The sequence below is a fragment of the Guyparkeria sp. TX1 genome, from assembly GCF_046523965.1.
Classification (GTDB): domain Bacteria; phylum Pseudomonadota; class Gammaproteobacteria; order Halothiobacillales; family Halothiobacillaceae; genus Guyparkeria.
On sequence record NZ_CP144142.1, the window covers coordinates 1,007,100 to 1,019,705 of the forward strand.

Consider the following 12,606-nt stretch of genomic DNA (forward strand, 5'->3'; position numbering starts at 1 on the left):
CGCGGGGGCCGGTCTGAGCATGGCCTTGCGGGTCGATCGGGAGGCTGCCCTGGGGTGGCTGGGTATCGAGGGCTTTCGCCCCAGTGGACGCGTGCGCCCGGCCCGTTTGCAGTCGCCCGTCGACGACGAAGAGCCGATCAGCGATGCGCCCGTCGAGTTCCGGGATGAGGCTCGGGATGAGCCACAGCCTGACCCGATCGAAACCCCGATGGATACCTCGGCGGATGTCCCGACCCCGGGGCCTGACGGGACAGATGATGAGCGGCCTCGGCAAGAGCCCGTTGCCGCTGCCGAGGCGGCCCCGACCCCGGCTCAGGCCGAGCCGGCCGACGAGGTGCTGACCGACCGGTTGTGTCTCGCGGCCGACTCCCCCTACCGGGCACTGGCCGAGGCGATTGCCCAGATTGCGGGTCTGGCCTGCGAAAGCGGCGAGGGTGGCGATACCGTGACCGTTAGGGGAGAAACCTGGGAGTTGGCGTCCCTGGCCGGCGACGGGTCAGCCAAGCGTCGGCTGTGGCGGGCCCTGGTGGCCCGTGGCCGGCGGGCGCGCGGATGAGGGCCGAGTCCGCGGTCATGCCGGCTTGGGACTGGGCCGCGCTGGCCGGCGAAGACCTGCCGGAGATCGTGGCGATCGAGGAGGCGGCCCATCCATACCCCTGGAGCGAGGCGATCTTCGAGGACTGCCTGCGGGCCGGTTATCGGCTCGACGGGGCCTTTTCGCGCGGGCAACTGATTGGCTACTCGGTGGTCATGACCGTGCTCGACGAGTGGCACCTGCTTAACCTGTGCGTCGATCCGGCCGTCCAGCGGCGCGGGGCGGGGCGGTTTTTGCTCGAGCGGTTGCTCGAGTCGGCGGGCGCCGGCGATGCCGGCTGCGTGATCCTCGAGGTGCGTGCCGGCAACACCGCGGCCATCGCCCTCTACGAGTCCGCCGGGTTTACGGATATCGGTCACCGAAAGGCGTATTATCCGGCCCCCGACGGCCGGGAGGACGCACGCGTGATGCGCTGCCTGCTGTAGCCCCAATCATTGTTCCATCGGCCCGGCGTGACGACGGGCCCTGTCATTGCAGACCCGAGAGTCCATGAGCACTACCCCCGAAAACGATTACTCCAGCCGCCGGACCTTCGCGATCATCTCGCACCCGGACGCGGGCAAGACCACCATGACCGAAAAGCTGCTGCTGTTCGGCGGTGCGATCCAGCTCGCCGGCACGGTCAAGGGCAAGAAGTCCGGTCGTCACGCCACTTCCGACTGGATGGCGATGGAGAAGGAGCGGGGCATCTCGGTGACCTCTTCGGTGATGCAGTTCCCCTACCGTGAACGCATCGTCAATCTGCTCGACACCCCCGGCCACGAGGACTTCTCGGAGGACACCTACCGCGTGTTGACGGCGGTGGATTCGGCGTTGATGGTCATCGATGCCGCCAAGGGCGTCGAGGCGCGCACCATCAAGCTGATGGAGGTCTGCCGTCTGCGCACCACGCCGATCATGACCTTTGTCAACAAGCTCGACCGCGAGGGCCGCGATCCGCTCGAGTTGCTCGACGAGGTCGAGACCGTTCTGAACATCCGCTGCGCGCCGGTGACCTGGCCGATCGGCAGCGGCAAGCGTTTTCGCGGCATCTATCACATTGCCCAGAACACCACCTATCTCTTCGGCTCCGCCGATGGCACCCGCGATCAGGCCGTCGAGGCGATCAAGGGGCTCGACAACCCGCTGCTCGACGAGCGTCTCGGCACCCAGGCCGACGAGTTGCGCGAGGAGATGGAACTGGTGGAGGGCGCGGCCGACGAGTTCGATCTCGACGCCTACCTCAGGGGCGAACAGACGCCGGTGTACTTCGGTTCGGCGATGAACAACTTCGGTGTGCAATCGTTGCTCGACGACTTCGTCGAGTACGCCCCGCCACCGCAGCCGCGCGAGGCGACGGGTCGCACGGTCGAGCCCTCGGAGAACAAGTTCACCGGTTTCGTCTTCAAGATCCAGGCGAACATGGACCCGCAGCACCGCGACCGGATCGCCTTCCTGCGCATCTGTTCCGGCGAGTTCCGCCGCGGCATGAAGTCCCACCACGTGCGCCTGGGGCGCGACGTGAAGATCCCGGACGCGCTGACCTTCATGTCCTCCGACCGCGTGCGGCTGGAAACCGCCCAGGCCGGCGACATCATCGGCATCCACAACCACGGCACGGTACGCATCGGGGATACCTTCACCGAGGGCGAGAAGCTCGCCTTCACCGGCATCCCAAACTTCGCCCCGGAGCTGTTCCGTCGTGCGCAGCTCAAGGATCCGCTCAAGTCCAAGCAGCTGCTCAAGGGCCTGTCACAGTTGTGTGAGGAAGGGGCGACCCAGCTCTATCGGCCGATGACCAACAACGACCTGATCCTGGGTGCGGTGGGCGTGCTGCAGTTCGACGTGGTGGCCCAGCGCCTGAAGGACGAGTACAACGTCGACTGCCGCTTCGAGGCGGTCAACGTCAATACCGCCCGCTGGGTGGAATGCGACGATCCCAAGCGCTTCGAGGAATTCAAGAACAAGAATCAGGCGAACCTGGCCATCGACCACGCCGGCGAGCTGGTCTATATCGCGCCGACACGCGTCAACCTGCAGATGACCCAGGAGCGTTGGCCCGAGGTGCGTTTCCTCGCTACCCGAGAGCACGGCGACTACCGCACCGAGTAAGCCAGCTGGCTTCTGGTCGCGGGGTCGCTATGGACCCGTGGCGGATCAGTGATCCTGCGGATCTCCCTCGGGATTGCCGCCGAGTGTGTGCTCGACCAACTCGTCGAAGTGTTCCGGGTTGATGTACTGGAACAATTCCTTGTCGTCCGGTTCGACCGTGATGGCCAGTCCCTTTTCCGGGTAAAGCCACAGCATCGCCGGTGGCTCGCCCTCGTCGCCCTCGTCGCCCTCGCCGCGTGGGATCGGGCGCTTGTCGGTCGGTTCGCCGAAACGGCGGCTGATCAGTTCTTCCTCGTAGTCCGCACTGGGCGCGTAGCTGATCGAGCGGATCGGCTTGTCCTGCGCCTCCACCAGGGCCTCGTCGGACATGGAGAGCTTGCGTGCCCCGCTCGGCGTCGGGTCGGCGATGCGCGATTCCCCCGCCCAACGCTCCAGCGTTTCCGGATCCACCTCGGCCACCAGGACCACCCTGGCCGTCAGCGGGCCGACGTTCATGCGCCCGAAGAATGCCTCCATCGACAGCGGCTCGCCGCGCTGGGCGAAGATCGCCAGATCCGCCTTCTGGTCATAGCGTCGCTTGAAGTCCAGCAGGGTCGACTCACCCAGCGTCACACCGAACACCGCTACCTGCCCGCGATCGTTGACCTCGACGTCCCATGGCAGGAACGGGTGCTCGGGCGGGGTGGGCTCGCAGCCGGCCAGCAGGCCGGCCAGGAGGGTTGCGCCGAGGGCGACGGATCGGGGGGCGGTAACAAGGCGGCGCATGGGCATTCCAGAAGACTCGAGGGATGGGGGCGTTCGATCGGATAGGTGACCGACAGTCGCGACACGAGCCCGGATTTAATCAGCCCGGCGCGCAACGGGCAAGTCGCTGCTCATGAAGGAGATCGTCTCTTTATTGCGTCGATCGAGTACAAGGGGGTATGTTGCCTGCATTCGGTTTGTCACATGAGGAGGGACGCGCATGCCGATCGCAGGGAGTTCGAAGGGAATCGTTGGGCGAGTGGAATCGTTAAAGGGGCTGCCGGCTGCCTTGGTGCTCGGCGTGGCGTTGCTGCTTGCCGGCCCGGCCGTCGCGGAAGATTTCCCGCTGCGCGACAAGTACGCCTCGGTCGGCGTGCCGCCGGTGGAAACCGAGGAGTTGGCGGGCTCGCTGGATGCCGTGACCGTGGTCGATGCGCGCTCGCCCTACGAGTACGAAACCCTGCATATCCAAGATGCCGTCTCGATCCCGCTTGCCTCGCGTGATTTCAACGAATCCGTACGGGCCCTGGCCGAGGAATCGGGGCAGCCCCTGGTGTTCTACTGCAATGGCGTGACCTGCGCGGTCTCCTACAAGGCGGCGCTGAAGGCCAAGGAGGCCGGGGTGGCGGACGCGCGCGTCTATGACGCCGGTGTATTCGCCTGGGCGCAGGCCCACCCGGAGCAAACGGTCCTGCTGGGCGAGCCGCTGCAAAGTGCCGACCAGCTGATCGCCGACGAGGCCTTCAAGGGCCGCGTGCTCGACGAGGACGCCTTCTATGCGCGCATCCAGTCGAGTATCGATCCCGTGATCATCGATATCCGCAGCAAGGATCAGCGCCAGGGAGTGTCGCTGTTCCAGATGCGGGACCGTCACGTTCCCCTGACCAACGATAACCAGGAGCTCGGCTGGCTGGTGCAGGCGGCAATGACGGATCAGCGGCCAATGTTCTTTGTCGATGCCACCGGCAAGCAGGTGCGCTGGCTGCAGTATTACCTCGAGGAGCAGGGCGTCGCGCAGTACTGGTTCCTCGAAGGCGGCGCCAGCAAGATCTACGAAGGCATGGGGCTGCAATAACGGCGCCAATCGCCGGCTGCGCGACCCGGTCAGGTCGATCCACTCATCCTGCGGGGTGTGTCGTTGCTGGTTGGCGATCCGCGGGGGCGCGATCGCGCCATTCGCTAATCCAGCGTTCCAGCAAGCCGGCCACCGTCTCCCAGTCGGTCATGGTGGTGTCCAGCCCCAATACGCCCGCCGCTTGGCGAAGGTTCTCCATGGCCCGCTGGTTATCCAGCGGGGTGGCATGGTTGGTCTTGCTCAGCTTGCGCCCGTCCGGGCCATTGACCAGTGGCAGGTGCAGGTAACCCGGCACGCGTAGCTCGAGCGCCTCGGCGAGTTCCACGTGCAGCGGCGTGAGGTTGGCCAGGTCTTCACCGCGCACCACCTGCGTGATGCCCATCTCGTCGTCATCGACTACGTTGGCCAGGTGGTAGGCAATCGGCCCGTCGGCTCGTCGCAGGACCGGGTCGCCCACCTCGGTGGCCAGGCGCTGGGTGATTTCGCCCAGACGTCGGTCGGCCACCGTGCGCCGGTGCTCGCCCACTCGGAATCGCCACGCATGACGCTCGTGAGCCGCGGCAGGCTGTTCGCGGCAAAAGCCGGGGTAGAGCGGACCGATCGCCCCGATCGCCTGCCCGTGTTGTTCCGCCCAGTCGCGCAGCCGAGCGCGTGTGCAGTTGCAGCGATAGACCCGTCCGGCCGATTCCAACCGCGCCAGGGCGGCTTCGTAGCGCGCAGTGCGTTCGCTCTGGAAGATCACTTCGCCATCGACGGCCAGCCCGTGGGCCTGCAATTGCTCGAGGATCGCCTCGATCGCGTCACGACGGCTGCGCGCCTGGTCGGTATCGTCGATGCGCAGCGACCAGCGCCCGCTGTGGGCTCGGGCATCCAGAAAGCTCCCCAACGCCGCGACCAGCGAGCCAGCATGCAGCGGCCCCGAGGGCGTTGGCGCGAAACGGCCATGGTAGGTCGTGCTGGTGGTCATGTTTGTGCCTGCATTGGGTGCTGCATTCCGATGTAATGCTCGATGGCGGCGAACTCAAGGCCGATTGGCGCATCCTATGGGGGCAGTCCACGTCCTGACGTGATCTGAGTCGGGCCGTGCCCGTCCCGAAGCCTGGTTGTCTGTCCGTCGCCCCCGATGTCGTAGAGTATCGATATGTTCCGATTCCGTGTTCCCGCTTCCGCTCGCGTTTTCGCCCATGGCTTCACCAAGGGGTCCGCCCTGCTGTTGACGCTCGCGCTGCCCCTTGTTCCCGCGCTGGGCGGCGCCAACGAACCCAGCGATGCCATGGGCTCTGCGCTGGATGACAAGCTGGAAACCGCCCTCGAGGCGATCGAGCGTGGCGATCGCAACGGCCTGGATCAGGCGCTGGCGGGTCTTGAAGGTGCCCGTCACGGCGAACAGGTGACAACGTACCTGGAAGTGCAGTGGCTGCACGAGCGGGTTGAGCAGGAACCGTCGGCCGTGGCCGCCCGGTTGCGAGAGCATCCCGAGATCCCGTTGATGCCGCGACTCAAGCGCCGATACCTGGATCACCTGGCCGAAACCGAGGCCTGGGGCGAGTACCGGCTTGTCTTCGATCGCGCCCCAGAAATCGATCCCGGCACCCGGCGCCAGTGCGCCTACTGGCAGGCCGAGCTGACGCTCGACGACGTCTTGAGCGACGAGCAGGCCGACGCTGCCTTGGCGGTGTGGGAGCGCGGGCGCAGCCAGCCGGAGGCCTGTGATCCGGCATTCGACTGGCTTGATGCCAATGGCTATCTCGACGAATCGGCCTACCGGGCGCGCGTGCGTGCCGCCGTCGAAGCGGGTCAGGATGGTCTGGCGCGCTACCTCGTCCGCCAGGGGCCGACCGGGCTTGCGGCCTATCGCGACCGCTGGATGGACCTGCGTGATCGTCCCGCCACGGCCGTGCCGGCGCTGATCGAGGCCGAGGGGGATGCAGAGGAGATTACTCAAGGACTGCTCTGGCTGGCCAAGCGCGAACCGGCGCGTGCCCGTGAGTCGCTTTCCCGGGCTCGTTCCCAGGAACTGATCGATGCCGAGCAGGCCGGCAGCGTGGCAAGACTGGCCGCGCTCAAGGCCGCTTATCTATACGAGCCGCAGGCGCATGAATGGCTGACCGAGGTGCCACTGGCGGCTCGTGACGAGGAGGTCTGGACCTGGACCGTGCGCTCGGCCTTGCGGCATCTGGACTGGTCACGGGTCAAGGCGTCGATCGATGCCATGCCCGAGGAATTGCGCCAGCGGCGCGAGTGGCGTTACTGGCGGGCCGTCGCCGACGATCACCTGGGGCAGTCGACGGCCGCGCGCACGGTCTGGCGCGAGCTGGCCGGCACCCCCGATTATCACGGCTTTTTGGCTGCGGACCGGCTTGGCATCGGCTATCCCTTGCCCGAGGCCCAAGGCGAGCCGCCGACACCGTCGGACGAGGCCGTCGCGACGCTGGCCGACAATCCCTGGCTGTCGCTCGCCTTTGCCCTGCATCGCCTCGATCGTCCCGAAGACGCCCGTCGCCTGTTCAATCACGAGATCGACGGGCTGGGCGACGACGTCCTGCCGGCGCTTGCCTACCTCGCCGACCAGGCCCACTGGCACGACCGGGCCTCGGTGGTGATTGCCCGCATGGACAAGCTGCACGATCCGGCGTGGTACGCCACCCGCTTTGCCATGCCGCACCGGGCACTCGTGGAGGCACAGGCCGAGCGACAAGGCGTGCCGGCCGAATGGGTCTACTCGATCATGCGCCGCGAAAGCCTGTTCATGCGCGACATCGGCTCCGGTGCCGGCGCGCAGGGCCTGATGCAACTGATGCCGGCCACCGCACGCTGGACCAATCGGCAGGCGGGGTTGGGGGTCTCGCCGAGTCAGTTGGCGGATCCCGGCACCAATATCGCGCTGGGCACGGCCTACATCGGGCACATGGCCGAACGGTTCGAAGGCCGCTACCCGCTGGCCACCGCCGCCTACAATGCCGGGCCGGGTCGCATCAAGGGGTGGTTGCCAGAGGTCCCGTTGCCCGGTGATGTCTGGGTCGACACGATCCTGTTCGACGAGACCCGCGCCTATGCGCAGGCGGTGCTCGCGGGCATGGTGACCTACCGCTGGCGGCTGACCGGCGAGCCGCGACGCCTGGGCGAGTTGTTGTCGGTGGTTAGGCCCGGCGATGATCAGGAATGACCCGGAATCACTCGGACTGATTCACTTAATTCATTGATGCCATGGAGTCGGGCCCTTGTCTGTTGCCACCACGCCACCGAGCTTCCTGTTTTTCGACCTGGAGACCACCGGGGCCGACCCGGTCTTTGACCGCCCCCTGCAGTTCGCGGCCATCCGTACCGACATGTCGCTCGAGCCGATCGGCGAGTCGGTGGTCTGGTACGCGCGTCCCCCAGAGGACTGCCTGGCGCACCCGGCGGCGGTAATGACCACCGGCCTGCTGCCGGATGCCCCGGTGCTGGCCGAGGCCGATAGCGAGGCGAATCTGGCCAACCGTATCCATCGGCTGGTGAGCCAACCGAACACCTGCGTGGTGGGGTTCAACAACCTGCGCTTCGATGCCCCGATGTTGCGCTTTCTGTTCTGGCGCAATTTGCTCGACCCCTATCGTCACGAATGGGCCGATGGCAACAGCCGTTTCGATGTCCTGGACGCGGCACGCGCCTATCGCCTGCTGGCACCCGATGCGCTCAATTGGCCGGTCGGTAGTGACGGTCGGCCGACGCTGCGGCTGTCCGAGCTGTCGGCGGCCAACGGGCTGACGCACGAGAACGCCCACGACGCGCTCAGTGATGTCGAGGCCACCATCGACCTGGCACGGGCCCTGCGCGATGCCGACCCGGCGCTGTGGGAGCGTCTGCTCGCGGCAAGGGACAAGCGCGAGGTGGCGCGGGTGGTCGATCAGCCCGATCACGGCGCCTTCCTGCACGTCTCGCCACGTCTGCCGGCGCGGGTGGCTTCGGCATCGATTTTCTCCTCCTTCGGTCAGGTCGACAACAACCGCAATCGGCGCGAATGCTGGGACCTTCGCTTCGACCCGCTGCCCTGGCTGGATCTGGATGCCGAGCAGTGGGCCGAGCGTCGCTTCCTGAAGAACCCGCCAATCGATGCCGAACGCGACTGGGACGATCTGCGCCTGCCGATCAAGTCGATTCACCTCAACCGGGTGCCGGTCGTCCTGTCGGCCGAGACGCTCGAGCGCGACGGGGTGGCCCAGCGCATGGTGATCGATCGCAGGCGGATCGACGAGCATGCCGAGTCTTTCCGGAGTCACTTCGATGCCCTGCGCGAACGCCTGTTGGGGGCGTTGGCGCAGACCGAGGGCGAGTTCCCACCCCGGCCGGCCGAACAGTCGCTTTACGCGGGCTTCGTGCCCAATGCCGACCGGCGCCACCTCGAGGACTGGTGGGGGCGCGCACGGAGCCTGCGGTCGCGGCACGACGCGATCGCTCATGCACGAGACCTGCTTGCCTGGTCGTTCGAGGACCCGCGCCTGCCGGACCTGGTGGAGGGCTTTGTCGCCCGCAATCTGCCCGAGGCGCTGGATGCGGCCACCGCGGAACGATGGAGGAGCCGGCTGGTCGATCAATTGCGACCCGGGCAGCGGGCCGAGCAAGTCGAAGGGGCGGACATCGGCACGGCGCGTGACTTCCCCTCGCTCTTCGCGGAGGTCGAGCGCCTGGCCACCGATGCTCACTGGTCGCCTGAACAGCGCGCGCTGCTCGGTCCATATCGGCGATGGCTCGAGGAACGCGAGCGGGCGGTGGCCAACGGCGCCGGCAGGTGATTCCGAACTTCCCGGACGGCAGCCAAGGGACGGCAATTCAGTCACTTGCACTCAAGTGAACGGGCGGCAGGCCGATAACCGGACAGGGAACACGAGGAATCCAGCATGAGCTTTACGGTCTTTGGTCGCGGGGTCAGCGACGGGGTGACGATCGACGAGGCGACGTCACCCGGCCTGCTGCGCCCGCCGATGATGGTCGAGCCGCCGCCGGCGGTCCGCGAGGACCAGGCCGGTACGCCGTTCGCGCTGGATCGTGAGGCTCGCAGCCCCCGGGGTGACTCGCTGCGTGCCTATCGAGAGGCCGCCGGGCAGGTCAACCGGGAGCCGGCGCCGGTCTCGGTGGCCGAGCAGATCATGTCGCGCCCGGCGCTGACCATTGGCATCAACGACACGGTGGGGCGCGCGCGTGACCTCATGGCCGAGCGTCGCATCGGCCTGTTGCCGGTGATGGGGGAGGACGGGCGCATCGAGGCGGTCATCACCCGGGGGGATATCACGCGCCAGCGGATTCGTTACTCGGATCTGGCCAAGATGCCGGTCGGGGCGATCGCCCGCTTCGAGGTGTTGACGGCCGGCCCCCAGACCAACGTCCGCGAACTGGCCCGCGTGCTGCTTGAACAGGACATTCGTGGCATGCCGATCGTCGACCAGGCCGAAGACCCGCCCCGGGTCATCGGCGTGGTGACGCGTAGCGACATCCTGCGTACCTTGATCAACTACGCGCCGCTCGAACTCTGGCTCTAGTACCGTTCCGGTAGGGGTTCAGATGGCCGGCGTCGTGCCTTGGCGTTGCGCCAGTGCACAACTGTCGCTGTAGGCATCGCGCATCAGGTTGAAGCAGGTGGCCAGGAACAGACTCTGCAGTTCCACGAACTCATCAAAGGATTCCCGCTCGGCCTGTTGGCCACCTTCGGCGCTGGTGAGCAGCGTGTCGGCGGACTTGTGCATCTGCACGTGCAGTTGGTGGACCTTGTTGAATTCGCCCTGACGTCCCGGCGGGGCGCCGTGGCTTTCCAGAAAGCGGCCGAAACGGCATTCATGCTCGCTCAGTGCCGGCCGCGGCGTGCCATACAACAGCACCGCCATGATTCGTGAGTACCAGTCGAAATGCCAGTAGGTGACTTCCTCGAAGCCGTCGATGAAGGCCTGGTAGTCGAACGGTTCCGGCAGGTTCGGGGACGATGCACTCATGAGTGATTTCACTTGCGGTGTGGGGCGTGGGGTCAGTTTAGGGAAGGGCTGCACGAATAGCCAACGCCTCTGCGGGTCGCCAGGCGTCCAGATGCAAGGCGCAGTGCGCCGCCCAATGGCCGTCGCCATTGGCAAGCGCTGCAACACCGCAGATGGGCGCCTGGCGGCCCGCCCGAAGGGGCTTGCCGGCTTGCCCGCCCTCGGTGTTGCCGATTCTCGCCGGGCAATGAGCCCGACTTCGAATCGGCGCCTTGATGGCGAACAAGCCGGTAAGCCAGAGGCATTGGCTATTCGTGCAGACCTTCCCTAAGCGATTTCATTTCGCCCTGACAGGCTGATTCGAACATTCGGCCATGACGACTTGATGTCGCCAGGGCGGTATCGAATGCGGACTAGCCGTCCAGCAGCCCGGCCAGATAATGCAGATCGACCACGCCGTTGTCGGGGGCGGGGCCGGCAAGCGTTTCGGCGGGGGCGCCCGGTTCGCCCAACTGCGAAAGCACGGCAATCGCCCCGTCGAAATCGTCCCCGGCGGTGTAGTCGTTGATCGTGACCAGTACCGGGATGTTGGCGGCGCAGGCCGAGCGCACCCCGTTGGCCGAGTCCTCGAGGGCGATGGTCTCACCGGGAGCGAGGTTCATCTTCTCGAGTGTCCAGGTGTAGATGTCCGGCGCGGGCTTTTTCTTTGGCACGATGTCGCCGGCGGCGATCACCTCGAACCAGTCAGGGCTGTCATCGCCCAGCGTGGCGCGCAACAGGCCGGTCACGTTCTCCGGGGTGGTGGTCGTGGTGATGGCCAGGCGCATGCCGGCATCACGGGCCTCGTCGATCAGTCGCTTTACCCCGGGGCGCAGCGGGATCTCGCCACGCTGCAAGAGCTCGAGGTAATGCGCCGTCTTGGCCTTGTGCAGCCCGGCGATCCAGCCCGCGAGGTCATCGACGGCGGGCAGCGTGGGGGCGTGGGTGTCGATGAAGTGCCGGATGCGCTCCTTACCGCCGGTGACGGTCAAGAGCTCGCCGTAGGTGGGAATGTCCCAGTGCCAGTCCAGCCCGGCCTCGCGGAAGGCGAGGTTGAAGGCGACGCGGTGGCCGTCGCGTTCGGTGTCGGCCAGGGTGCCGTCGACGTCGAAAAGGATCGCTTGCAGCATGCGGGGTCCGTGCGTTTGTGGTTACCATTGGGCCCGTCCGTCGGCAGACGGGTCGAGAATCGAAACGAACGAGAGTCTACTCAATGCGCAAACGACCGGCCAGTTCCGGTGCCCGCTGGATTGCGGGTGGCTGGCAGCTTTTGAAGACCCGCCCGGGTCTCGTGATCGGCAGCGTGCTGCTGATGTACCTGTTGGTGTTCCTGACCAGTTTCGTGCCGTTGATCGGCATGGGGGCCGGCTATTTGATCGCACCGATCCTCGGCGGTGGCGTGATCGTGATCTTTGCCCGCATCGCCGAGATCCTCGAGCGGGCCGAAGAGGAGCCGCTGGCCCGCGAGCAGCCGATCGGTTTCGATCTGCTGTTCTCGCAGTTCTCCGGGCGGGCGCCGTGGCGCCCCTTGCTGGGGCTGGGTGGCGTGACGATCCTGGTGAACCTCGCCATCCTGCTTCTGCTGGCGGCTTTTCTCACCGCGGCAATGCCGGAGGGTGGCATGGCCGCCCTGAACGACCCCGAGACCACCGACAGCGAACGCCTGTCGCAATTGCTGCCCATCCTGACCTCGGGGTCGGCCATGGGCATCTGGCTAGCGGTCATCGTGATCTACGTGCTCTATCTCTCGGCGATGCTGTTCGCCATCCCGCGGGTGGTGCTCGCCCAGGCGAGTCTGACCGCGGCGCTGGTGACCAGCTTTCGCGCCGTCTGGATCAACTGGTTGCCGATGCTGATTTTCGGCCTGATCTGGCTTGCCCTGTTCATGACCATACCCCTGACCGCGGGGTTGAGCGCGATCCTGCTGGTGCCCTGGGCATGGGCGGCACTGTATGCCGCCTACGTCTCCATCTTTCCGGCCGAGGAGCCGCACGTCGAGGTGGACTGAGGTTGCGCGGGCCGCGCCGGGCCCGTCCAGCTGATCTTCAGGCAAACAAAAAAGGCAGCGTGCCAGCACGCTGCCTTTTTTCTTGGTCGTTCCGGACCGCGTCCGGATCGCC

The 12,606-nt window shown here is 66.4% G+C and carries 12 protein-coding genes; 8 read left to right on the forward strand and 4 right to left on the reverse strand.

What is annotated here, in order from left to right:
- Positions 1-19 precede the first annotated feature (19 nt).
- The 3 genes from VWP12_RS04720 (at position 20) to VWP12_RS04730 (ending at position 2,686) form a co-directional block, all read left to right on the forward strand.
- Positions 20-556 carry a hypothetical protein gene (locus tag VWP12_RS04720; RefSeq protein ID WP_410474826.1) on the forward strand — a complete coding sequence of 179 codons (537 nt, stop codon included), beginning with the start codon at positions 20-22 and terminating at the stop codon, positions 554-556.
- Positions 557-573: 17 nt separating this feature from the next.
- Positions 574-1,020 carry a ribosomal protein S18-alanine N-acetyltransferase gene (rimI, locus tag VWP12_RS04725; RefSeq protein WP_410474827.1) on the forward strand — a complete coding sequence of 149 codons (447 nt, stop codon included), beginning with the start codon at positions 574-576 and terminating at the stop codon, positions 1,018-1,020.
- 64 nt (positions 1,021-1,084) lie between these two features.
- The gene (locus VWP12_RS04730) at positions 1,085-2,686 is read left to right on the forward strand and encodes a peptide chain release factor 3 (RefSeq protein ID WP_410474828.1); all 1,602 of its coding nucleotides are present in this window, start codon (positions 1,085-1,087) and stop codon (positions 2,684-2,686) included.
- Positions 2,687-2,731: 45 nt separating this feature from the next.
- On the opposite strand, the gene VWP12_RS04735 is transcribed toward VWP12_RS04730, so the two are convergent.
- Positions 2,732-3,451 (reverse strand): hypothetical protein, encoded by a 720-nt coding sequence (locus VWP12_RS04735; protein ID WP_410474829.1) that lies wholly within the window; start codon positions 3,449-3,451, stop codon positions 2,732-2,734.
- Positions 3,452-3,689: 238 nt separating this feature from the next.
- On the opposite strand from VWP12_RS04735, the gene VWP12_RS04740 reads away from it, so the two are divergent.
- Positions 3,690-4,505 (forward strand): rhodanese-like domain-containing protein, encoded by an 816-nt coding sequence (locus VWP12_RS04740; protein WP_410474830.1) that lies wholly within the window; start codon positions 3,690-3,692, stop codon positions 4,503-4,505.
- 43 nt (positions 4,506-4,548) lie between these two features.
- Here VWP12_RS04740 and gluQRS read toward each other — a convergent pair whose 3' ends face one another.
- A complete protein-coding gene (gluQRS, locus tag VWP12_RS04745; RefSeq protein ID WP_410474831.1) occupies positions 4,549-5,472 on the reverse strand; it encodes a tRNA glutamyl-Q(34) synthetase GluQRS in 924 nt (307 codons plus the stop codon).
- Positions 5,473-5,646: 174 nt separating this feature from the next.
- Between gluQRS and VWP12_RS04750 the strand changes: the two genes are divergently transcribed.
- The 3 genes from VWP12_RS04750 to VWP12_RS04760 all read left to right on the forward strand — a co-directional run bounded on the left by VWP12_RS04750 (position 5,647) and on the right by VWP12_RS04760 (position 10,021).
- The gene (locus VWP12_RS04750; RefSeq protein ID WP_410474832.1) at positions 5,647-7,671 is read left to right on the forward strand and encodes a transglycosylase SLT domain-containing protein; all 2,025 of its coding nucleotides are present in this window, start codon (positions 5,647-5,649) and stop codon (positions 7,669-7,671) included.
- A 55-nt stretch (positions 7,672-7,726) separates the two neighbouring features.
- Positions 7,727-9,277: an exodeoxyribonuclease I gene (gene sbcB, locus VWP12_RS04755; protein WP_410474833.1), complete on the forward strand. Its 1,551-nt coding sequence runs from the start codon at positions 7,727-7,729 to the stop codon at positions 9,275-9,277.
- Between the two features lie 105 nt (positions 9,278-9,382).
- Positions 9,383-10,021 carry an HPP family protein gene (locus VWP12_RS04760; RefSeq protein WP_125198767.1) on the forward strand — a complete coding sequence of 213 codons (639 nt, stop codon included), beginning with the start codon at positions 9,383-9,385 and terminating at the stop codon, positions 10,019-10,021.
- An 18-nt stretch (positions 10,022-10,039) separates the two neighbouring features.
- Here VWP12_RS04760 and VWP12_RS04765 read toward each other — a convergent pair whose 3' ends face one another.
- Both VWP12_RS04765 and VWP12_RS04770 read right to left on the reverse strand, forming a co-directional pair.
- The gene (locus VWP12_RS04765; protein WP_158611763.1) at positions 10,040-10,468 is read right to left on the reverse strand and encodes a CZB domain-containing protein; all 429 of its coding nucleotides are present in this window, start codon (positions 10,466-10,468) and stop codon (positions 10,040-10,042) included.
- A gap of 392 nt (positions 10,469-10,860) precedes the next feature.
- Positions 10,861-11,616, reverse strand: coding sequence for an HAD family hydrolase (locus tag VWP12_RS04770; protein ID WP_410474834.1), 756 nt, complete (start codon positions 11,614-11,616; stop codon positions 10,861-10,863).
- A gap of 83 nt (positions 11,617-11,699) precedes the next feature.
- Between VWP12_RS04770 and VWP12_RS04775 the strand changes: the two genes are divergently transcribed.
- Positions 11,700-12,494 carry a BPSS1780 family membrane protein gene (locus VWP12_RS04775; RefSeq protein WP_410474835.1) on the forward strand — a complete coding sequence of 265 codons (795 nt, stop codon included), beginning with the start codon at positions 11,700-11,702 and terminating at the stop codon, positions 12,492-12,494.
- The last annotated feature ends 112 nt before the right edge of the window (positions 12,495-12,606 follow it).

What these genes read in the sequence shown, in the direction of transcription:
- VWP12_RS04720 (WP_410474826.1), top strand. Translation starts at nt 20, where the DNA reads ATGGCCTTGCGGGTCGATCGGGAGGCTGCCCTGGGGTGGCTGGGTATC.
- VWP12_RS04765 (WP_158611763.1), bottom strand. Translation starts at nt 10,468, where the DNA reads ATGAGTGCATCGTCCCCGAACCTGCCGGAACCGTTCGACTACCAGGCC.
- VWP12_RS04750 (WP_410474832.1), top strand. Translation starts at nt 5,647, where the DNA reads ATGTTCCGATTCCGTGTTCCCGCTTCCGCTCGCGTTTTCGCCCATGGC.
- VWP12_RS04730 (WP_410474828.1), top strand. Translation starts at nt 1,085, where the DNA reads ATGAGCACTACCCCCGAAAACGATTACTCCAGCCGCCGGACCTTCGCG.
- VWP12_RS04775 (WP_410474835.1), top strand. Translation starts at nt 11,700, where the DNA reads ATGCGCAAACGACCGGCCAGTTCCGGTGCCCGCTGGATTGCGGGTGGC.
- rimI (WP_410474827.1), top strand. Translation starts at nt 574, where the DNA reads ATGCCGGCTTGGGACTGGGCCGCGCTGGCCGGCGAAGACCTGCCGGAG.
- VWP12_RS04760 (WP_125198767.1), top strand. Translation starts at nt 9,383, where the DNA reads ATGAGCTTTACGGTCTTTGGTCGCGGGGTCAGCGACGGGGTGACGATC.
- VWP12_RS04735 (WP_410474829.1), bottom strand. Translation starts at nt 3,451, where the DNA reads ATGCGCCGCCTTGTTACCGCCCCCCGATCCGTCGCCCTCGGCGCAACC.
- VWP12_RS04770 (WP_410474834.1), bottom strand. Translation starts at nt 11,616, where the DNA reads ATGCTGCAAGCGATCCTTTTCGACGTCGACGGCACCCTGGCCGACACC.
- gluQRS (WP_410474831.1), bottom strand. Translation starts at nt 5,472, where the DNA reads ATGACCACCAGCACGACCTACCATGGCCGTTTCGCGCCAACGCCCTCG.